20 protein-coding genes are annotated in these 19,661 nt (G+C 54.6%); 18 read left to right on the forward strand and 2 right to left on the reverse strand.

Translation table 11 applies throughout. The features are described from left to right. Positions 1–70 precede the first annotated feature (70 nt). Positions 71–1,609, reverse strand: coding sequence for a glycerol-3-phosphate dehydrogenase (gene glpD / locus H7U06_RS01615; RefSeq protein ID WP_175624481.1), 1,539 nt, complete (start codon positions 1,607–1,609; stop codon positions 71–73). Positions 1,610–1,712: 103 nt separating this feature from the next. On the opposite strand from glpD, the gene H7U06_RS01620 reads away from it, so the two are divergent. The 13 genes from H7U06_RS01620 (at position 1,713) to H7U06_RS01680 (ending at position 13,027) form a co-directional block, all read left to right on the forward strand. Further along, entirely contained in the window at positions 1,713–2,222 is a 510-nt protein-coding gene (locus H7U06_RS01620) for a hypothetical protein (RefSeq protein ID WP_175624482.1), read from the forward strand. 100 nt (positions 2,223–2,322) lie between these two features. Continuing rightward, positions 2,323–3,405, forward strand: coding sequence for a uroporphyrinogen decarboxylase (gene hemE, locus H7U06_RS01625; protein ID WP_175624483.1), 1,083 nt, complete (start codon positions 2,323–2,325; stop codon positions 3,403–3,405). Between the two features lie 1,169 nt (positions 3,406–4,574). After that, positions 4,575–6,623, forward strand: a complete 2,049-nt coding sequence (locus H7U06_RS01630; protein WP_175624484.1) for a primosomal protein N' — start codon at positions 4,575–4,577, stop codon at positions 6,621–6,623. A 35-nt stretch (positions 6,624–6,658) separates the two neighbouring features. Further along, positions 6,659–6,910, forward strand: coding sequence for a DUF2164 domain-containing protein (locus H7U06_RS01635; RefSeq protein WP_175624485.1), 252 nt, complete (start codon positions 6,659–6,661; stop codon positions 6,908–6,910). Beyond that, positions 6,907–7,308 (forward strand): lysozyme inhibitor LprI family protein, encoded by a 402-nt coding sequence (locus H7U06_RS01640; RefSeq protein ID WP_175624486.1) that lies wholly within the window; start codon positions 6,907–6,909, stop codon positions 7,306–7,308. Before H7U06_RS01635 ends, H7U06_RS01640 begins: the two co-directional genes overlap by 4 nt. Continuing rightward, on the forward strand, positions 7,308–7,766 hold the full coding sequence (locus H7U06_RS01645) for a GNAT family N-acetyltransferase (RefSeq protein ID WP_175624487.1): 459 nt from the start codon (positions 7,308–7,310) through the stop codon (positions 7,764–7,766). The genes H7U06_RS01640 and H7U06_RS01645 overlap by 1 nt, the downstream gene beginning before the upstream one ends. Positions 7,767–7,936: 170 nt before the next feature. Continuing rightward, the gene (locus H7U06_RS01650; RefSeq protein WP_175624488.1) at positions 7,937–8,407 is read left to right on the forward strand and encodes a MarR family winged helix-turn-helix transcriptional regulator; all 471 of its coding nucleotides are present in this window, start codon (positions 7,937–7,939) and stop codon (positions 8,405–8,407) included. A gap of 117 nt (positions 8,408–8,524) precedes the next feature. Next, the gene (gene ectA / locus H7U06_RS01655; protein WP_175624489.1) at positions 8,525–9,046 is read left to right on the forward strand and encodes a diaminobutyrate acetyltransferase; all 522 of its coding nucleotides are present in this window, start codon (positions 8,525–8,527) and stop codon (positions 9,044–9,046) included. Between the two features lie 48 nt (positions 9,047–9,094). Then, a complete protein-coding gene (gene ectB, locus H7U06_RS01660) occupies positions 9,095–10,390 on the forward strand; it encodes a diaminobutyrate--2-oxoglutarate transaminase (protein ID WP_175624490.1) in 1,296 nt (431 codons plus the stop codon). Beyond that, positions 10,387–10,827, forward strand: coding sequence for an ectoine synthase (locus H7U06_RS01665; protein ID WP_175624491.1), 441 nt, complete (start codon positions 10,387–10,389; stop codon positions 10,825–10,827). The genes ectB and H7U06_RS01665 overlap by 4 nt, the downstream gene beginning before the upstream one ends. Before the next feature lie 7 nt (positions 10,828–10,834). Then, on the forward strand, positions 10,835–11,755 hold the full coding sequence (gene thpD, locus H7U06_RS01670) for an ectoine hydroxylase (RefSeq protein ID WP_217703424.1): 921 nt from the start codon (positions 10,835–10,837) through the stop codon (positions 11,753–11,755). Positions 11,756–11,781: 26 nt separating this feature from the next. Then, positions 11,782–12,399 carry a MarC family protein gene (locus H7U06_RS01675; RefSeq protein ID WP_175624493.1) on the forward strand — a complete coding sequence of 206 codons (618 nt, stop codon included), beginning with the start codon at positions 11,782–11,784 and terminating at the stop codon, positions 12,397–12,399. 256 nt (positions 12,400–12,655) lie between these two features. Further along, positions 12,656–13,027, forward strand: a complete 372-nt coding sequence (locus tag H7U06_RS01680) for a BON domain-containing protein (protein ID WP_175624494.1) — start codon at positions 12,656–12,658, stop codon at positions 13,025–13,027. A gap of 74 nt (positions 13,028–13,101) precedes the next feature. On the opposite strand, the gene H7U06_RS01685 is transcribed toward H7U06_RS01680, so the two are convergent. Further along, positions 13,102–13,575, reverse strand: coding sequence for an SRPBCC family protein (locus tag H7U06_RS01685; RefSeq protein ID WP_175624495.1), 474 nt, complete (start codon positions 13,573–13,575; stop codon positions 13,102–13,104). 197 nt (positions 13,576–13,772) lie between these two features. On the opposite strand from H7U06_RS01685, the gene H7U06_RS01690 reads away from it, so the two are divergent. From H7U06_RS01690 to H7U06_RS01710, 5 genes are all read left to right on the forward strand, one after another. Then, positions 13,773–14,423 (forward strand): TrkA family potassium uptake protein, encoded by a 651-nt coding sequence (locus H7U06_RS01690; RefSeq protein WP_175624496.1) that lies wholly within the window; start codon positions 13,773–13,775, stop codon positions 14,421–14,423. Next, positions 14,420–15,781, forward strand: coding sequence for a TrkH family potassium uptake protein (locus H7U06_RS01695; RefSeq protein WP_254873106.1), 1,362 nt, complete (start codon positions 14,420–14,422; stop codon positions 15,779–15,781). The genes H7U06_RS01690 and H7U06_RS01695 overlap by 4 nt, the downstream gene beginning before the upstream one ends. A 97-nt stretch (positions 15,782–15,878) precedes the next feature. Beyond that, complete coding sequence (locus H7U06_RS01700) at positions 15,879–17,936, forward strand: UvrD-helicase domain-containing protein (RefSeq protein WP_175624497.1); 2,058 nt, start codon at positions 15,879–15,881, stop codon at positions 17,934–17,936. Between the two features lie 87 nt (positions 17,937–18,023). Next, positions 18,024–19,391, forward strand: coding sequence for a chloride channel protein (locus H7U06_RS01705; protein WP_175624498.1), 1,368 nt, complete (start codon positions 18,024–18,026; stop codon positions 19,389–19,391). A 33-nt stretch (positions 19,392–19,424) separates the two neighbouring features. Continuing rightward, on the forward strand, positions 19,425–19,631 hold the full coding sequence (locus H7U06_RS01710) for a SlyX family protein (protein WP_175625183.1): 207 nt from the start codon (positions 19,425–19,427) through the stop codon (positions 19,629–19,631). Positions 19,632–19,661 lie beyond the last annotated feature (30 nt).

Raw genomic sequence — 19,661 nt, forward strand, 5'->3', positions numbered from 1 at the left:
ACTGCCATACGGCAACATGTCTAAAAATGGACAATTTGTCCAAGCCGGATGCGACTAGACGAGAGGTATTTTACTTAGTTAACTCTTGCAACCAATGATTCAGGCTGCGGCGCGATGCGCTGCCTTGAGCCAGGTGCAATCCCAGTTTGGTACGACGCCAGAGTATGTCTTCAGTACTGGTCGCCCATTCATAGTGCGTCAGGTATTCGACCTCGGCGGCAAATAAGCCGGGGGCGATTTCTTCGCCCATGTCGGCCATGTTGCTTCGATCTTTCAGCAATAGTTTGATGCGCGTACCGTAAGCACGGGCGTAGCGCTCAACCAGCGCAGCTGGCAGCCACGCGTACTCTAGTTGTAGCTCGCGCACATACTCGTCGAATTCCAATACGGCCTTGTTGTTTGCTTGTGCACCGTAGATGTCGCCACCAGGGAGGAGTGCGTCTGCAGTCCATGCGCCATGCTGGTTGTCGAATATGGGCGCGATGAGGTCGACGGTTTCTTCTGCCAGTTTGCGGAAGGTGGTGATCTTGCCGCCGAAGATGGTGAGTACCGGCGCCGCATCGGTATCGAGCGCGAGTTTGTAATCACGTGTCACCGCTGATGCTTTTTCATTGTCATCATCGCTGACATCTTCAACCAGCGGACGCACGCCGGAGTAGGACCATACGACATCAGACGGATTGATGGCTTGCTTAAAGTAGTGGTTCGATAGTTCGCACAGATAGGCAATCTCGCTGGCGTCTATGCTGACACTATCGGTATCGCCGTGATAGTCGATATCGGTAGTGCCTATCAGCGTGTAGTCTTGTTCATACGGAATCGCGAAGACGATGCGACCGTCCGGATGCTGGAAGATGTAGGCGTAGGGGTGGTCGAATAATTTCCTGACGACGATGTGGCTGCCTTTGATCAGGCGCAGCTTTTTGCCGCTGCGACCGTGTACGGTGTTGTGCAGGAAGCTGGCGGCCCAGGGTCCAGCGGCATTGATCAGCAGCTTGGCCTCAACCTGGATTTCTTCATTGTCCCTGGTGCGCAAGATCGCTTGCCATTTATCCGCTTGCCGTGTGACGGCGACGCAAGCGGTACGCGTCAGTATGCGGGCGCCTTGTTCTGCGGCAGCGATTGCATTCAATACAACCAGGCGCGCATCGTTGACCCAGCCATCAGAATAGACGAAGCCCTTGCTGAATTCTTCCTTTAACGGACTACCGGCCGTATGCGTACGCAAATTGATACCGCGTGAACCGGGTAGCAGTTCGCGTTTGGCCAAATGGTCATACAGGAACAAACCTGCACGTATCATCCAGGCCGGGCGCTGTCCCTGATCGTGCGGCATGACGAAGCGTAAAGGATGCATGATGTGCGGCGCCGAGCGCAGCAGGATTTCACGCTCTATCAGCGCTTTGCGCACCAGGCTGAATTCATAATTTTCCAGATACCGAAGGCCACCGTGTATCAGCTTGGTGGAGGCGGACGAGGTGTGTGCCGCTAGGTCATCTTTTTCGCACAGTACCACCGAGAGGCCGCGGCCAGCCGCATCGCGCGCGATGCCGGCACCATTGATGCCGCCGCCTACGATCAGGATGTCGCATTGAAGTACTTGCTGCATCTGTGCCCCGTGTCGAATTGCCGTGCAAGTATTGTAAGCGCTGATGGTGGAGTTCGCGCATGCTCGCGTTACACTGAATCATCTTTCTCTCCACGGTGCCGCCATGAGCTTTCTTCTCGATATCGCATTTTGGGAGGTTGCCAGTTATGTCGTGACGACACTGGCGCTGCCGTTTGCAATTTATATCTTCCTGTTTGAACAGCGCAAGGAACGTGACGCCGAAGACGAAGAGGCCTACCAGTTGCTGCAGGATGCGTATAACGACTTCCTCAAGATCGTGCTGGATAATCCGGATTTGCGCTTGCGCAGTGCGACAGCACGCAGCGACCTCAGCGCAGATCAAAAAGAGCGCACGCTCATCATTTATGAAATGCTGATCGCATTATTCGAGCGTGCATATATCGTTTCGTATGTCCCGAATATGCGTGGCATCGCTTTGCGCCGTTGGCATTCGTGGGATGATTACATGCGTGAATGGTGCCGCCGCGAGGATTTTTATTATCTGTTGCCGCAGCTGTTACGAGGCGAAGATCAGGATTTCGTTGACTATATACGTGTGCTGGCAGAACAGGAGCACGCGGATAAGCTGCTTAAGATAGGACACAATAAATAAACCCGGACTTTGAATTTGCTGACAGAGTGGCATCGAAGGTCCGGCCATGCATTCTTTAGGGGATAATAGCGGCTCAATTAATGCCGTGATGACAAGTCTGATGCCTACACAATTTGCTCCGCTCCAGAACGACACCTTCTTACGCGCATTGTTGCGCCAACCTACCGAATACACGCCTTTGTGGCTGATGCGCCAGGCCGGTCGCTACCTGCCTGAGTATCGTGCCACCCGTGCCCGTGCCGGTTCTTTCCTTGGTCTGGCCAAGAGCCCTGATTTTGCTACCGAAGTGACGCTGCAGCCGCTGGATCGTTACGACCTGGATGCGGCCATCCTGTTTTCGGACATCCTGACGGTACCGGATGCGATGGGCCTGGGTTTGTACTTCATCGAAAGCGAAGGGCCAAAGTTTGAACGTCCTTTGCGTGATGAAAAAGCAGTGCAGGCGCTGAAAGTGCCGGAGCTGGGCTCGCTGCAATACGTTTTTGACGCGGTCACGCAAATCCGTACCGAATTGAAAGGCCGCGTGCCGTTGATCGGCTTTACCGGCAGCCCGTGGACGCTGGCCTGCTATATGGTCGAGGGCGGCGGTTCGGACGACTTCCGCACCGTCAAGGCCATGCTGTACAACCGCCCGGACCTGATGCACCACATCCTGCAAACCAATGCACTGACTGTGGCGGCTTACCTGAATGCCCAGATCGACGCCGGTGCGCAGGCAGTGATGATGTTTGATACCTGGGGCGGTGCGCTGGCCGATGGCGCATATCAGCAATTCTCGCTGCACTATATGCGTGAAGTGATGAAACATGTCAAAACAGAAAAAGACGGCGTGCGCATCCCTAGCATCGTGTTTACCAAAGGCGGTGGTTTGTGGCTCAAGGAAATAGCCGCAGTCGGCGCAGATGCGGTCGGCCTCGACTGGACCGTCAATCTCGGCGCGGCGCGTGCCAAAGTCGGTGACCGCGTTGCCCTGCAAGGCAATCTGGACCCTAGCATTCTGTTTGCGCAGCCGGACCAGATTCGCAGCGAAGTGGCCAAAGTATTGGATTCCTTCGGCAAACACAGTGCCGGTTCCGGGCATGTGTTCAATCTCGGTCATGGCATTTCGCAGTTCACGCCGCCAGAAGCGGTGTCGGTACTGGTTGAGGCCGTCCACGAGTTCAGCCGCCCCCTGCATAAGTAATCAGTGCCTGTCTGTGGGCAGCGGCGCTAATTAACGGCTACAGCGCCGAAACTGACGTTAAAAACGCCCGGTTTTGGCGCGCATTAATTCAGCTTATGCACAGAATGAGGCCTTGACTGCCATTTTGCCGATTTGGTCTTGCATTAACATTTCGTAACAAATCGTTTTCCGTAAGTATTTGATTTTATTGAATAAATATTTTGCTTTTTGTTTTGGCATTTTATTGAAACCCGCATGGAACATGGCGTTTCCCGCCATCTAAGCCGCTTATCCACAAAGTTATCCACAGGATTTGTGGATAGAAAAAAAAGAGCTTTAGAAACGAGGGCTTAGCGCACTTGTTGATATTTCACTTGAGGTTTGGTGATGGCTTGGGTTTTCGCTAGCAGAAATTGCAATCTGAGAAATATTGCTACCAAGAAGTGCAGGGCGGATGTGGAAGCTTGTTTTTTGTGGTTCCCCAGCAAGAAACTTCCTAGCTTATTCACAAAATGGTGCAAGTCGGTATCGAGAATGGCTACTATTTGGTTTTTTGAGTCCCCGGGCAGAATTTATATATCTTATTGATTTTAAAGAGTTTAATTTCCCCGCGAAAAAAGGCTGGCGAGCTGATACTGGGCTGAATGTCTGTACGATAGTTACGAAGAAGTACTTATTCACAAAGTTATCCACAGGCTTGTGGATACTTTTGAAAATCGTTTATGAAACCGCGAGTTACGGAATATTCTCAAGTTGAATGTGAGCTTCCTGTGCAGATGCAATAAAATCCGACATCTTAAATGCCGCTTTTTGCCTGTTTGCCGGCCTGGCCCGGGCGCTGATATCCAAGGTGTACATAATTGGTACGCAGCACGAAAAAATTGACAGAAAAAAGGTGTTTGGGGTATGGCCGAAGCAAACTTATACACAAAAATATACTTGTGCATAGCAATAACATTTATTTAGAAGTTTTATTCATAGCAAAAATCATCTATTTATAAGTTGTTGATTTTTATAGGGTTTATTTGTGCTTCGGTTTTAGGCAATCTATTGGAAGCCGCATCAATGCTGGCCTCCCTGCCTGTCAAGAGGTCCTTATCCACAAAGTTATCCACAGCGACTGTGGATAGTTAAAAAAGCGCTTATGAAACCGGTAGTTAGGTCATTTTCTCAGGTAACACATTAAGTCCGTGGAACACTGCATCCTTAAAGTCGCCCTCGACACGCCTCTCGATTTCTGCTTCGACTATCTGTGGAGCCTGGAGGCTGATGCGCCGCGGCCTTTGACCGGTCAGTTAGCGCTGGTGCCTTTTGGCCGGCGTGAAGTCATGGGTCTGATAGTGGCTGTGCAGGACGAGACCGATGTGCCGCTGGATAAGCTCAAATCCGCGTTGGCCGTGCGTGCACAACTGGCGCCTTTATCTGCGGAATGGATAGCGCTATGTACATTTGCCGCCGATTACTATCAGCGTCCGCTGGGTGAAGTCGCGATACCGGGTTTGCCGAAAAACCTGCGTTTGTTGAAAACTACCTCGCTGGACAAGGCGATCAAGAAGCTGGCCAAACGTGACGCGATCCATGATGCTACGCCGTTTGCGACGCCGCAACTCAATCCGGCGCAGCAAGAGGCCGCCGATGCCATCGCGCGCGCCAGCGGATTCGCGCCGACCTTGTTGTATGGCGTGACCGGCAGTGGCAAGACGGAAGTCTATCTGCAGGCGGCGGCGCAAATCCTGGCGCATAGCAAGGAAGACGATAACCCGGCGCAAATCCTGATCCTGGTGCCGGAGATCAATCTCACACCGCAACTTGAGGCCAATGTGCGGGCGCGCTTCCCAGGGGTAATGGTCGCCACCTTGCATAGCGGGCTGGCCGAGGGCGAGCGCATGATGCACTGGCTGGCCGCGCATCTGGGGCAAGCGCGCATCATATTGGGTACGCGCCTGGCTATCCTGTCTTCGCTGCCCAACTTGAAACTGATCATCGTCGATGAAGAACACGATCCTTCCTATAAGCAGCAGGAGGGTTTGCGCTATTCGGCACGCGACCTCGCGGTCTGGCGTGCACATCAGCTGAGTATCCCCATCGTGCTGGGTTCCGCCACGCCATCACTGGAAACCTGGCATCACGCGCAATCCGGCCGCTATCGCAAACTGGAGTTGCGCGAACGGGCGGTCAAGGACGCGGTTTTGCCCAAGGTCGGCTTGATTGATCTGGAACGCAAGGCACCACGCGAGCAAATGATAGAAGGCGTCAGCGCGACGCTGATCGCCGCGCTGAAGTTGCGGATGGAGCGTGGTGAGCAATCACTGCTGTTTCTGAACCGACGTGGTTACGCACCGGTGATCGCTTGCGATTCCTGTGGCTGGATCAGCAACTGTACGCGTTGCAGTGCTTTCCTGGTTTTGCACAAACTGGATAAGCGTTTGCGCTGCCATCACTGCGGCTTCGAGCAACGCATCCCTAAATCCTGCCCGACTTGCGGCAACGTCGACCTGCAACCTTTGGGCCGCGGTACGCAGCGGGTCGAAGAAAGCCTGCAGCAAATATTTCCCGAGGCGCGCATCATGCGCATAGACGCGGATTCGACGCGACGCAAGGGCAGTGCGCAGGAAGCGTTTGATACCGTGCACCGGGGTGAAGTCGATATCCTGATCGGCACGCAAATGGTAGCCAAGGGTCATGATTTCCAGAACCTGACTCTGGTCGGCGTACTGAATCCGGACACAGCCTTGTTCTCGCATGATTACCGTGCCAGTGAGCGCTTGTTTGCGCAACTGATGCAGGTAGCCGGTCGCGCCGGACGTGCAGCGCAGAAAGAGGGGGGCAGTGCGAGTGAAGTGCTGATACAGACGCGCTATCCGCAGCATCCCTTGTATGCCGCAGTACGCAGCCACGACTACGATACGTTTGCGACGGAGCTATTGGAAGAACGTCAGCAGGCGAGTTTCCCGCCTTTTATATACCAGGCCTTGCTGCGCGCCGAAGCGAAGGAAATCAAGATCGCGCTGGATTTCCTGCATGAAGCGATCGCCTGCGTTGATTATCCGGGCATCACCATGAATGACCCGATACCGATGACCATGACACGTGTCGCCAATGTCGACCGCGCGCAATTGCTGGTCGAATGTACCTCGCGTCCGGCCTTGCAGGCTTTCCTCAAAGTCTGGATCGCTACCTTGCGCGAAATGAAGACGCGGGTGCGCTGGTCGCTGGAAGTGGATCCGGTAGATATTTAATTACGCAGTACCCACACCCAGAAGCAGAGGCCAGCATGACCATCAAACTCAGTGCAGAAACCGAAGAACGTTTGATCGGTTCTATCCGTCGTTACTTTGATGTCAACATGGATGAAAGCATAGGCGACCTGAAGGCCAAGCTCTTGCTCGACTACTGCGTCCGTGAACTCGGCCCTTGCATCTACAATCAGGCTATCGCTGATGCGCAATCGGCAATGCAGGATAAAGTGGCGGAACTGGATGTAACTTGTTACGAAGCTGAATTCGGATACTGGAGCAAGAAATGAAAATCCATCATTTGTTTGCAAGTCTGTTGCTGCTCAGTGGCGCGGCGCTGGCGCAGGATCAGGCGCTGATGCAGGAAGCGCTGAAGGATTGCGACAAAAACCAGCTGACCATGAATATGTGCGCCAGCCATCGCTATAGCACGGCCGACCAGAAACTCAATCAGCAATACAAGCAACTCATGGCGCAGCAGGATGCGACCGGCAAACAGCGTTTGCGCGATGCGCAGCGTGCCTGGATCAGCTTCCGCGACAAGGATTGCCTGGCCAATACCGGTTTGCGGGAAGAATCCGGTTCGATCTGGCCCTTGCTGCATTTCTCCTGCCTCGAACGTCACACCTTACAGCGCAGCGAAGATTTGAAACTGCAGGCTTGCGGCATGGAAGGCTGCGCCAAGTAATGACTAAGCTGGAATGGCAATGGGCGGCGTTCGGCCAACTGGACGGTGCCAGTTGGTATGAAGTACTGCGCGCGCGGCAGGATGTATTTGTGCTGGAACAGCAATGTCTGTATCCGGATATTGATGGTGCCGACCCGCGTGCTTATCACTTGTTGGGCTGGGGTGAGCCAGACGGGCAGCGCCAGTTGCTGGCCTACCTGCGCTGCTTCGCGCCGGGTGAGAAATATGTCGAAGCCTCGCTGGGCCGCGTATTGACCGTACAGTCTGCGCGCGGTGCCGGGCTGGGCAAACAATTATTGGCGGAAGGCATACGCCGCACCGAATTATTGTTCCCGCGATGCGCGATCCGGATTTCGGCGCAAGAGCACTTGCAAGCCTATTACGGCGGCTTTGGTTTCCTCCCGGTTTCCGATATTTATATGGAAGACGGCATCCCGCATATAGAAATGCTGAGATGAAATAATGATTCCTATCAATATTGTTCGTATACGAATGATTTGACATCAACCGATCAGGCGGGTAAGATGACGGCTTGTTAATCAAGCAACCGGGATATCAAAAACAGGAAAATGTGAGGTTATCGTGATGCTGCGCGACAGAATGAAAAAGTGTCGCTAAACTCGCGGTCATGAATGACATCGCCAAACTTGTTACCGTCAATGATTCGATACGCATCTTGCAAAGCGTACGTCGCATAGCGCAGTGCGTGGAGCACCACTCCAAGCGTCTGGCAGTCACTCATAACATCACATCGCCACAACTAGTGGCACTTCTTGCAATTGCAGAATTAGGGCCGAGTACGCTTAGATCCATAGGGCGTGCCATACAACTCAGTCCTAGTACCGTGGTCGGCATTGTCGACCGGCTGGAAGAAAAAGGCTTGGTGCAGCGTGAGCGCGATACGCGTGACCGCCGCAATGTATTTGTCGCCGTGACTGAGGCGGGCCAACAGGTCCTCGCCAACGCACCGTCGGCATTACCGAATGGTTTCGATAGCCTGCTAGGCTCATTACCCGAAACCGACCGCCAGGCTTTGATCGTCACGCTGGAACAATTTGCCTCTTTGCTCGAAGCCAAAATACCTGCCGAACCTGTGTAGCAGGATGCTTGTGTAAGTAATACAAGCTCCGCCGCAAACCTGATCTCCCATAACTGATGAGTGTAACTATGGCCTTTACTGGCTGTGGGGATCGCTTTTCTCGGAAAAGGAGAAAGCATGAACACGGAAGTAGCCAGCGCAGCCGATTACATCACGCTGCGCCCGCCCGAACGTAGTGATGGCGCAGCCCTGCATGATTTGATCGCAAGCTGTCCGCCTCTGGACCTGAACTCCCGCTACGCCTACCTACTGCTGTGCGAACACCATGCCGCGACTTGCGTTGTGGCAGAAGCAGAAGGTCAACTGGTCGGTGCCATCACCGCCTACATCCCACCAGCGAAGCCAGACACGCTTTTCATCTGGCAAGTCGCCGTCGCACCAGACATGCAAGGCCACCAGATCGCCTCCCGCATGCTGGACCAACTGATAGCACATTGTGCCGCCAGTTACCGGTTTCAGAAAATTGAAACCACCATCAGCCCCAGCAATATCGGCTCACGCAAATTATTCGAAAGCTATGCCCGGCGTCATCGCGTAGACATACAGGCGCAGCCTTACCTGGCCGCCAGCGAATTCGGTGCCGGTCAGCATGAAGAAGAATGGCTGTATCAACTTGGTCCGGGTTTGCGCGCAGCTTGATTGCGTGCGGCCCGATCATTTCACTTACCCACCATCAGGAGAAACACGATGCGTATATTCAATCGACTTGAATCAGAAGTTCGCGGTTACATCCGTTCATTCCCTACCGTTTTTGCGAAAGCGCAAAACGCCGTACTCACCGATGAAGGTGGTCGCAGCTACATAGACTTCCTCGCCGGCGCAGGCACGCTGAACTATGGTCACAACAATCCGATCATGAAGCAGGCCGTCATCGATTACTTGTCGGAAGACGGTATCGTGCACGGGCTCGACATGGCGACCAGCGCCAAGAAAACCTTTCTGCAAACCTTCGAAAGCCATGTACTGGTGCCACGCAAGATGCAGTACAAGATTCAGTTCACCGGTCCGACCGGTACCAATGCAGTAGAAGCCGCGATCAAGCTGGCGCGTAATGTGACGGGCCGTCAGATGGTGATTTCATTCACCAATGGTTTCCACGGCGTGTCGCTGGGTTCGCTGGCGCTGACCGGTAATCGCAAATTCCGCGATGCCGCTGGTGTCTCGCTGAATGACGTGCATCGCGCGCCATACTCCGGCTATTTCGGGATGAACATCGACACCATCGCAATGCTGGACAAACTAATCGTCGATCCGAGCAGCGGTGTTGATTTGCCTGCCGCCATCATTGTTGAGTGTGTACAAGGCGAGGGTGGTCTGAATGTGGCCGGGCTGAACTGGCTGAAAAAGCTGGAACAACTGTGCCAGCGCCATGAAATCCTGCTCATCGTCGATGACATCCAGGCTGGTTGCGGCCGTACCGGCACTTTCTTCAGCTTCGAGCCGGCCGGTATCAAACCGGACATCATCACGCTCTCGAAATCACTGTCTGGTTTTGGCTTGCCGATGGCGGTGCTGCTGATGAAACCGCAGCTCGATGTATGGAAACCGGGCCAGCACAACGGCACCTTCCGTGGCAACAATCTGGCCTTCGTGACAGCGACCGCCGCCTTGCAACACTACTGGGGCGACAATCGCTTCCAGATGTCTATCCAAAAGAAATCACTGGTCATCGAAGCCTTCCTCGACAAGCTGGTCGCCAGCTATCCGGATGCGCAACTCACGCGTCGTGGGCGCGGCATGATGCAAGGGATCGCCTGTGCCGACCCGGCGCTGGCAGATCGCATCACCAGTATCGCCTTCCAGAACGGTTTGATTATCGAAACCTCGGGTGGTGAGGATGAAGTCGTCAAATTGCTGATGCCACTCACCATCGAACAGGAAACCCTGCTGGCCGGTCTCGACATCCTTGAGCATGCAGTCGCCGAAGCCGTTGATGAAAAAATCAAGGACAACGTCGAATCGAATAAAGAGGTGACCGTATGATCGTGCGCCGACTGAAAGACATACTCGATACCAGCCGTGATGTGAAAGCCAAGACCTGGGCCAGCCGTCGCCTGCTCTTGCGCGAAGACGGCATGGGCTTTTCCATGCATCACACTGTCATCTATGCCGGTACGCAAACGCATATCTGGTACCAGCACCATCTGGAAGGTGTGTACTGCGTCGAAGGCGTCGGCTCGGTTGAGCTGATTCCTTCCGGTGAAACCTTCCGCATCGAGCCGGGTACCTTGTATGCGCTGAATAAAAACGATGAACACTGGTTGCGTGCGGAAACAGATCTGCACCTGATCTGTACCTTCAATCCGCCGCTGGCCGGAACCGAGACGCATGATGAGAACGGTGTCTATCAATTAGTCCCGGAAGAACCGGTCAGCAATATCGCTGCCGCCAAAACCGAAAAAGTCACAGCAGAAAGTTGAGGAGAAGATGATCATGCTATCGCAAGATGCTTACCCCACACGTACGCAAAACAATGCCGGCATCCTGGCGCGCCAGGATCCGGTAGTGTATGAAGTCGAGAACAAACGCAAGGCGGCACTCGATGCTGCACAGCGTGCATCGTATGAAAAAAACGGTTTCCTGCTGATGCCGGAATTATTCAATTCGGACGAAGTGAATTACTTGTTCAATGCGATGCAAGGCATGCGTGAAGAATTCACGAATGCCGGACGCAAGGAAGTGATTGCCGAACCAGGCAGTGGTGAAGTGCGTTCCATCTTCAATGTGCATCGCCTGAATGAGATCTTCGCCAACCTGGTGCGTGATCCACGCGTGTTGAATGTGGCGCGTGAAATCCTGGGTAGCGAAGTCTATATCCACCAGTCGCGTATCAACTACAAACCCGGCTTCACCGGCAAAGAGTTTTACTGGCATTCGGATTTTGAAACCTGGCATAGCGAAGACGGCATGCCAGCCATGCGCGCATTGAGCTGTTCCATCCTGTTGACCGATAACAGCGAGTGCAATGGCCCGCTGATGCTCATCCCGGGTTCGCACCATCACTATGTGTCCTGCATGGGCGAGACACCGGATGAGAACTATAAGAAGTCACTGAAGAAGCAGGAAGTCGGCGTGCCCGATCCTATCCTGCTGCGCTATCTGGCTGATATGGGCGGGATCACTTCGTGCGCAGGCAAAGCAGGTTCGGTGGTCTTCTTCGACTGCAATACCATGCACGGCTCGAATGGCAACATCACGCCTTACCCGCGCAGCAATGTCTTCTTCGTCTACAACAGCATCGCCAATCAGCTCGACGAGCCGAAAGGTGGCCTGACACCGCGTCCGGAATTCGTCGCTGCGCGTGAGGGCATTGCTGAACTTAAACCGGAAGCCCTGCTGATCGCCTGAACGGCATAGCTGTCACGAAAGGACTTATGGAAGAAGCTTACCTGCGTTCTTTTGCGCTGTTCTTTGCCTTGTTCAACCCCTTCCTGATGAGCATTTATTTGCTCGACTTGATCAGGGGTTTGCCGACGCCGACGTTTGCGCGGGTACTGATACGTGGCAGCATGATCAGTGCCTGCGTGTTTGTGCTGTTTGCCTGGGGTGGCGAAGCCTTCTTCCGCGATTATCTGCAGGTACGTTTCGCTTCCTTCCAGATCTTTGGCGGCATCGTCTTCCTGCTGATTGGTTTGCGCTATGTGTTTTCCGGTGCGGCCGCGATCGAAAGCCTGCGCGACAATCCGACTGCGATGGCGGGTAGTATCGCGATGCCTATCATGATAGGACCGGGTACCGTCAGTGCGGCGGTCGTCATCGGTACGCGCTTGCCCCTGGGTGGTGCGGCTGTGGTGATCGTCGGCACCCTGATCCTGACAGTCAGCATACTGGTGGTGATGAAGGTCGCGCATGACAAGCTGAAGGAGCGGCATGCAGCGATGACGGATCGTTATATTGATTTGGTCGGGCGGATGTCAGCGCTGCTGATAGGGACGATCGCGATCGACATGATACTGACAGGGCTGCAAAGCACCGGCTTTATGGCGGAATAGCCGGGCTATGCTGCGTCGCAATATGGGGCGGGCTGATGGTGCGCGATGCCCGGGATCTGCTATGTCAGCGCGTTGTTGCGGGCAAACGACATAAAGCGCGCTGGCGGGCTGTCCAAGGTCAATTCTGCTCAAAAAAAACTTGCCCTGGCTTACCTTTTTCGCAAGGGCTGTGCCTATACTCACCTCGAGAGCAGCTTAGCTTTCAATATAGAGCAACACCAAAAAACCAAATCAAAGAAAACATAGAGGAGACACTATGAAATACGTTCAACGCGCTGTCGCATTGGCATTCGTTTCGGCATTCTTGGCTGGTTGCGCGTCTACTGCAACAGATACAAAATCCGATGCAAAACCTGCTCCGGCAGCGACCCCGGCGCCAGCGGCTGCACCGGCCGCAGCTGCACCTGCAGCGGCTCCTAGCCCTGCACTGCAAAAAGCAGTGGAAGCGACACTGGCGAAGGAAAGTGAACTGAAAGGTACCAAAATTGCAGTAGCAGCGACGGCAGACGGCGCAGTTACCTTGTCCGGCACAGTGAAAAACGACTGGCAGCAATACCTGGCTGGTGAAACAGCGAAGAAAGCTGCTGGCGTCAAATCAGTTAAAAACTCGATCAAAGTACCAGACTGATTTTTTGCACATGAAAACAAAAACGTCGGGCATGCCCGGCGTTTTTTATTGTCTGTTGCTGATCTTGTTTGCGCTCAAACCGGCAAATTCAGCCGGCCTTCTTCTGCCAGCTGACGGATGATGCGTATCGTATCGATATCGGCTTCCTGGTAAGCGGACCGGCGGAATTCATTGTAGAAAGCATCCATATCGTCATCGCTGGTGCCGGTGTCATACGCAAAACGTACGAACAGGGCACCCGGACTCGGTTCCTCTATCGTAATCAGCAGGCTGGATGCCGGAATATCTTCCTGCGCCGGGACGTCATAGTGCACTTGTTGCAGAGGCGTCAGGTTGACGCGGTCATGCACCAGCAACTCACCATAGCGCAGCGTGCGCGCTATCACCTCTTCACTGCGCGACAAGAGCTTGCATTCATCCAGCCACGGGATGAACAGCTTGGGCGATTCTGCACGCATGACCAGGCCGCGCCACAGTTGATCGCGCGTCAGCGTATCGATTAGCGGGTTGAGTGGGTCGTTGATTTCTACCAGGTGCTGGAATTGCATAACTATTCGTTTCGTATGGTGTGTAAGACATGGTGCTGTGTTTGTATTGTACTGTGTCGCGCGCGATCGCCAAACCTAGATCTGCCACAGAGTGTGGTGAGGGCGCAGCAGAGATAAGTACGCTTGTAAGATTTACAGTACGCCTGCCACCATGTACTTATGGTCTAATGCCCATTATCTCTTGCTGAATTTCCATCATGAAACGCACATTTACCGTTATCGGATTGGGAGCCTTCGGCTCTACGGTGGCTCGCGAACTGGCGCGCCTGGGCAATGATGTACTAGGTATAGACCTCGACCCGGAGCACGTCAATGCGATAGCCGATGACATCACGCAAGCCGTGGTGGCTGATGCGCGTAACGAAGACACACTGCGCGACCTCGGCGTACACGACAGCGATGCGGTGGTAGTCGCCATCGGTGAAGACCTGGAAGCCAATATCCTGGTTACGCTGACCGTCAAAAATATGCCCAAGCCGGAAGTCTGGGCGAAAGCACTCAACCACAACCATCACCGCATCCTGCATAAGCTGGGTGCGGACCATATCGTGCATCCTGAGCATGAAATGGGGCTGCGTCTGGCGCACGCCATGATGTATCCGGAGGTGTTGGATTACATCAGCCTGGGTCACGATTTGTTCACGGTAGAAGTACGTGCATCGGAAAAACTGGTCGGGCAAAGCATCGCCACACTGGGCCTGGACGAGCGTGGCGTGCAGATGCTGATGGTCAAACATCAGCGGGAAATCCTGACACCGCCATCAAATGACTACGTCTTCCGCGTGGGCGATCAACTGGTGATGGTCGGTACCCTCGATAATTTGCGTAATCTGTCCCCATACTTATGAAACGCGGGTTCCGTCCGCCGCTGGTCTATCGCCAGGTGAGGCGACAGGTCTTGCACCTGACGCCGCCACAGGCCTTGATCCTGTCCTTCGTCGGCTTGTCGCTGGTGGGGACGGTCTTGCTGAAGTTACCAATGGCGAGCAACACACCGACCACCTGGATGCAGGCTTTGTTTACAGCTGTATCGGCATCGACGATTACCGGCCTGTCAGTGGTGGATGTCGGCAGTCACTTCACGCAATTTGGTTTATGGGTGTTGCTGGGACTGATCCAGCTCGGCGGTATCGGTTTGCTGACCTTTGGCGTATTGATCATCCATCTGACCAGCGGCCGTTTGACCTTGCGTGATCGTGCTGCCTTGCAGGATTCGCTGAATCAAAGCGGGCGACTCGATATGCAGGCGCTGCTGCGCGTGCTGTTTGGTTTCATCATCGTGATGGAATTGTTTGGTACAGCGTTGTTGGCGATACAGTGGGTGCCGCAACTGGGCTGGTCGCGTGGCTTGTTTTTCAGCTTCTTCCATGCGGTATCAGCTTTCAACAATGCCGGTTTCGGACTGGAAGCAAACAGCCTGGGGAATTACGTCGGCAATCCGCTGATTAATCTCGTCATCACTTTCCTGTTCATTGCAGGCGGCATAGGTTTTGCGGTAATCGCCGACTTGCGCGCCAAGCAGCGTTTCCGTGAACTGGCTTTGCACACCAAGCTGATGTTGATCGGCACCTTATTCATCAACCTGCTGGCGATGCTGGTCTTGTTTGCGCTGGAGTATGGCAACCCGGATACGCTAGGCAGCCTGCATGGCCTCGGTACCAAGTTATGGGCCAGCTGGTTCCAGGCAGTGGCACCGCGTTCGGCTGGTTTTACGACCATGGATACGTCCATGCTGACGCAAGGCAGTGCTTTCTTCGTGATGACGCTGATGTTCATTGGTGCGGGCAGTGGTTCTACCGGTGGTGGTATCAAGCTAACGACCTTTATCATCCTGCTGGTTGCGACGCGTGCCTTCCTGCGCCAGCAACACAATCCGGTGCTGTTCGGTCGCAGCATCGATGCCAGCCTGACCCTGCGGGCGCTGGCGATTACCATCATTGCGCTATTCTTTGTGGTGACAGGCACCTTTCTGTTAACACTGACCGAACACGCCAACTTTTTGGATCTGGCCTTCGAAGTGGTGTCGGCGGCTTCCACCACCGGTTTATCGCGTGGTGTGACTTCAGGACTCTCAACCAGCGGGCAGTGCGTCATCATGGTCCTGATGCTGGTCGGGCGCGTGGGCCCGCTGACGCTGGCCTTTACGCTGGCCAATACGCGTGGTGCAGGTGTTACCTATCCGGCCGGGCGGGTGAATATAGGTTAAGTTGCCTATTTTGCACCCCAGACTGAAACCAGCCGAATGCCAGCGACGGCTGTCCGCGGACTGATACAATGGCTGGCTTTCTTTTCCGGTTTACCTGATGTCCCACTCCCCGAATCCAGTCCACGGTTTGAACGCGCCCCAGCGCGATGCCATTAAGTACATGGACGGCCCATGCCTGGTGCTGGCCGGCGCCGGTTCGGGCAAGACACGCGTGATCACGACCAAGATCGCCAGCCTGATCGAGGAACACGGCTACGAAGCCAGGAATATTGCCGCGCTGACTTTTACCAATAAGGCAGCGCTGGAGATGCAGGAACGTATCGCCAAACTGTTGAAGGAGCCGAAGCAGGCCAAGCAGTTGACGGTCAGCACCTTCCACTCGCTGGGCGTTAAAATCCTGCGTCAGGAAGCGAAAGAACTGGGTCTGAAGGATCGCTTTTCCATCATGGATAGCGACGATTGCTTCTCGCTGGTACAGGATCTGGCCGTCACCACCGACAAGCAATTGATACGCCGCATACAGACCTCGATGTCTTTGTGGAAAAACGGCCTGATCGATCCGGATATGGCCTTGAACCAGGCGAAGGACGAAGACGAAGCGCAAGCCGCACGTATTTACCGTAACTATGTCGCCACCCTGTCTGCTTATCAGGCGGTCGACTTCGATGACCTGATCCGTTTGCCGGTGGAGTTATTCCGCAATAATGAAACAGTGCGCGACAAATGGCAGCGTCGTTTGCGCTATCTGCTGGTCGATGAATACCAGGATACGAATACCTGCCAGTACGAACTAGTCAAACTGCTGGTGACGGGCGTCGGCAAGAAGCCGATGTTTACCGCGGTGGGCGACGATGACCAGGCGATCTACGCATGGCGCGGTGCCACTATCGAGAACCTGAAGCAATTGCAGGTCGATTTTCCGGACCTGCGCATCATCAAGCTGGAACAAAACTATCGTTCCAGCACGCGCATCCTGCAGGCCGCCAACTCGGTTATTTCAAATAATCCGAAACTGTTTGAAAAATCTCTGTGGTCCGAGCACGGCCTCGGCGATCCGGTCAAAGTCATGGGCATGCAGGATGATGACCAGGAAGCAGAACAGATAGCCATCATGCTGTCTGCGCATCGCTTCGAGCGCCGCGCCAAATTCTCTGATTACGCCATCCTGTATCGCGGCAACCACCAGGCGCGCGTGATTGAGCAGGCACTGCGCAAGGAACGCATTCCTTATACGATTTCCGGCGGGCAGAGTTTCTTTGATCGCGCCGAGATCAAGGACATTATTAGTTATCTGCGCCTGATTGCAAACCAGGATGACGATCCGGCTTTCATCCGTGCGGTCACCACACCGAAGCGCGGTGTCGGCCAGTCGACGCTGGAAGCGCTGGGTGCATTTGCCGGACAATGGCAGTGCTCGCTGTTCGAAGCGGTCTTTAAAGGCGGCCTGGAATCCAAGCTGGCCGATCGCCAGCTGACGCCTTTGCGCGAGTTCTGCACCTTCATCAACAATCTCGAACACCATGCGCATCGCGAAGGCCATGCCGCATCGCTGCTCGACGACATGATGAAAGAGATTAACTACGAAGCCTATCTGTACGATAACTTCGACGACAGGCAGGCGCAGTCGCGCTGGCAAAACGTGATCGACTTCACCACCTGGCTCAAGGAAAAAGGTTCGGGCGGCAAGGAAGGCAATGATCCGGAAAAGAGTTTGCTCGACCTGACGCAGATGGTGGCGCTCATGACCATGCTGGAAGGCAAGGATGAGGAGCCGGATGCGGTGCGCATGTCTACGCTGCATGCGTCCAAGGGTCTGGAATTTCCCCATGTCTTCCTGGTTGGTGTGGAAGAGGGCATCCTGCCGCATAAAGGTGATCCTGATGCACCGGTTGATACCCTGGGTGCGCGCATAGAAGAAGAGCGACGCCTGATGTATGTCGGCATTACACGCGCACAGCGTTCGCTGCATGTCAGCTGGTGCAAAAAGCGCAAGCGTGCGCGTGAACACGTGCATTGCGATGTCTCGCGCTTCATCAAGGAAATGAAGCTGGACGAAGGCGATGCGGTGCCGACTGAGGAAGAAGTTATTACGCCGCAGAACCGCCTGGCGAATCTGAAAGCCCTGCTGCAAAAGCCGAAATCAGCCGGAGCCTGATTCTGTTTGCCGGCTGATGGCATGGATCATGCAGGTGTTCTGGTGCTGATATTTCCGTCATTATCCTGGCCCTGAGTGAGCTGAACCATGGCAAATCAATCGACTTTCCGTAGCATTAAAAAACACGCGCGCCATACTGCACGGGTATCGCGGCACTCTTTCCGTATCGCGATTTTCCTTGGCGGCGCAGCCTGCGTTGCCGTGTGCTCACTCGGTTTTGCATGGCTGGCAGAAGAGATGCTGGGCCTGAATCGCAAGATTACACATGCCTACTGGTGGAGTGCCTTGCTGATGTTGCCGCTGGGTTTTGCCGGTATCCGCTGGATGACGATACGACTTGCGCCGCAGGCGCGTGGCAGTGGTATTCCGCAAGTCATCGCCGCGATGTCGCTGCCAGCGGGTGCAGCGCAGAACAGTCTGGTGTCACCGCTGCAATCGATGTGGAAAGTGGTGCTGACGGCGGCCGGTTTGCTGGTAGGCGCTTCCATCGGACGTGAAGGGCCTTCGGTGCAGGTTGGCGCGGCCGTGATGTTGGCGTGGGGGCGTTGGTGGCAGAAGCGCCCGCGCTTTGCGGTTGGTTTTCGTCCCGAGGCATTGATAGCGGCCGGGGCAGCGGGTGGCCTCGCGGCGGCGTTCAATACGCCATTGGCAGGTGTCGTGTTTGCGATAGAGGAGTTGGGCCGTGGTACCGCAGTACGCTGGGACCGGCTGGTGATGTCGGCGGTATTGGGTGCCGGTTTCATCGCCTTGTCGGTATTTGGCAATAACTCTTACTTCCATCTCAACGAGTCCATACTGGCATTGAATGCGGCGTGGTGGGTGGTCGTAGTGTGTGCGTTGGTCAACGGTGTACTGGGCGGCTTGTTCGGCAAGATGCTGTTGGCCGGGCCAGCGTCGTGGTTACCTGCCGGCCAGCGTAGCTGGACTGAGCGTCATCCGGTTTTGTTGGCGGCTATTTGTGGTTTGCTGGTGGCTTTGCTCGGTATGCTGGCGCAAGGGACGACCTATGGCACCGGCTATGAACAGGCGGCGTCTCTGTTGAATGGTCATCCGGTTGATAGCATGCTGTTTGGCCTGGCCAAGCTGGGTGCCACCATACTGTCTTATTTCGCCGGTATTCCGGGCGGGATTTTCACGCCTTCATTGGCGATAGGTGCCGGTATCGGCGACAATATCGCCCAGTTGCTGCCAAGTGCCGTGGATGGACGGTTGATGGCTTTGTTGTCGATGGCGGCTTTTTTGGCTGCCGCTACGCAGGCGCCTATTACTGCCAGCGTGATCGTGATGGAAATGACGCGCAGCCAGGACGTGACTTTGCTGTTGCTGGCGACGACTTTGGCTGCGTCGCTGGTGTCACGGCAATTTTGCCCGCGTCCTTTTTATCATGCGGCTTCGCGTAATTTCCGGCGCGAAGCGATACATCAACACCGGATGTCACGCACGGCAGAAAGCTGAGTCGTGCCGGACCTTAATCAGGAAGTACACAAGATGAACGAAGATCGCCTCGTCGATATTGAAATCAAGATTGCGCACCAGGAAGACTTGCTCGATTCCCTGAATCAGCTGGTCTATCAACAGCAAAAGAAAATCGATGAACTGGAAGCGTTATGCGCTGCACTCGCGCGTCGGCTGAAAGACGTCGTGATCGCCGACAATGAGCGCAATGCAGCGAATGAAAGACCGCCGCATTATTGATGCGGCAATATTACTATCCCGAACCTATAC

Source organism: Herminiimonas sp. Marseille-P9896 (assembly GCF_903993245.1).
Taxonomy (GTDB): Bacteria; Pseudomonadota; Gammaproteobacteria; order Burkholderiales; family Burkholderiaceae_D; genus Oxalicibacterium; species Oxalicibacterium contaminans.

Bases quoted from the DNA above. Each gene is read 5' to 3' on its own strand.
- hemE (WP_175624483.1), top strand. From the start codon at position 2,323: ATGCCTACACAATTTGCTCCGCTCCAGAACGACACCTTCTTACGCGCA.
- H7U06_RS01695 (WP_254873106.1), top strand. From the start codon at position 14,420: ATGAAACGCGGGTTCCGTCCGCCGCTGGTCTATCGCCAGGTGAGGCGA.
- H7U06_RS01665 (WP_175624491.1), top strand. From the start codon at position 10,387: ATGATCGTGCGCCGACTGAAAGACATACTCGATACCAGCCGTGATGTG.
- H7U06_RS01710 (WP_175625183.1), top strand. From the start codon at position 19,425: ATGAACGAAGATCGCCTCGTCGATATTGAAATCAAGATTGCGCACCAG.
- H7U06_RS01635 (WP_175624485.1), top strand. From the start codon at position 6,659: ATGACCATCAAACTCAGTGCAGAAACCGAAGAACGTTTGATCGGTTCT.
- H7U06_RS01650 (WP_175624488.1), top strand. From the start codon at position 7,937: ATGAATGACATCGCCAAACTTGTTACCGTCAATGATTCGATACGCATC.
- H7U06_RS01675 (WP_175624493.1), top strand. From the start codon at position 11,782: ATGGAAGAAGCTTACCTGCGTTCTTTTGCGCTGTTCTTTGCCTTGTTC.
- glpD (WP_175624481.1), bottom strand. From the start codon at position 1,609: ATGCAGCAAGTACTTCAATGCGACATCCTGATCGTAGGCGGCGGCATC.
- H7U06_RS01685 (WP_175624495.1), bottom strand. From the start codon at position 13,575: ATGCAATTCCAGCACCTGGTAGAAATCAACGACCCACTCAACCCGCTA.
- H7U06_RS01705 (WP_175624498.1), top strand. From the start codon at position 18,024: ATGGCAAATCAATCGACTTTCCGTAGCATTAAAAAACACGCGCGCCAT.
- ectA (WP_175624489.1), top strand. From the start codon at position 8,525: ATGAACACGGAAGTAGCCAGCGCAGCCGATTACATCACGCTGCGCCCG.
- ectB (WP_175624490.1), top strand. From the start codon at position 9,095: ATGCGTATATTCAATCGACTTGAATCAGAAGTTCGCGGTTACATCCGT.
- H7U06_RS01645 (WP_175624487.1), top strand. From the start codon at position 7,308: ATGACTAAGCTGGAATGGCAATGGGCGGCGTTCGGCCAACTGGACGGT.
- H7U06_RS01640 (WP_175624486.1), top strand. From the start codon at position 6,907: ATGAAAATCCATCATTTGTTTGCAAGTCTGTTGCTGCTCAGTGGCGCG.
- thpD (WP_217703424.1), top strand. From the start codon at position 10,835: ATGATCATGCTATCGCAAGATGCTTACCCCACACGTACGCAAAACAAT.
- H7U06_RS01680 (WP_175624494.1), top strand. From the start codon at position 12,656: ATGAAATACGTTCAACGCGCTGTCGCATTGGCATTCGTTTCGGCATTC.
- H7U06_RS01700 (WP_175624497.1), top strand. From the start codon at position 15,879: ATGTCCCACTCCCCGAATCCAGTCCACGGTTTGAACGCGCCCCAGCGC.
- H7U06_RS01690 (WP_175624496.1), top strand. From the start codon at position 13,773: ATGAAACGCACATTTACCGTTATCGGATTGGGAGCCTTCGGCTCTACG.
- H7U06_RS01620 (WP_175624482.1), top strand. From the start codon at position 1,713: ATGAGCTTTCTTCTCGATATCGCATTTTGGGAGGTTGCCAGTTATGTC.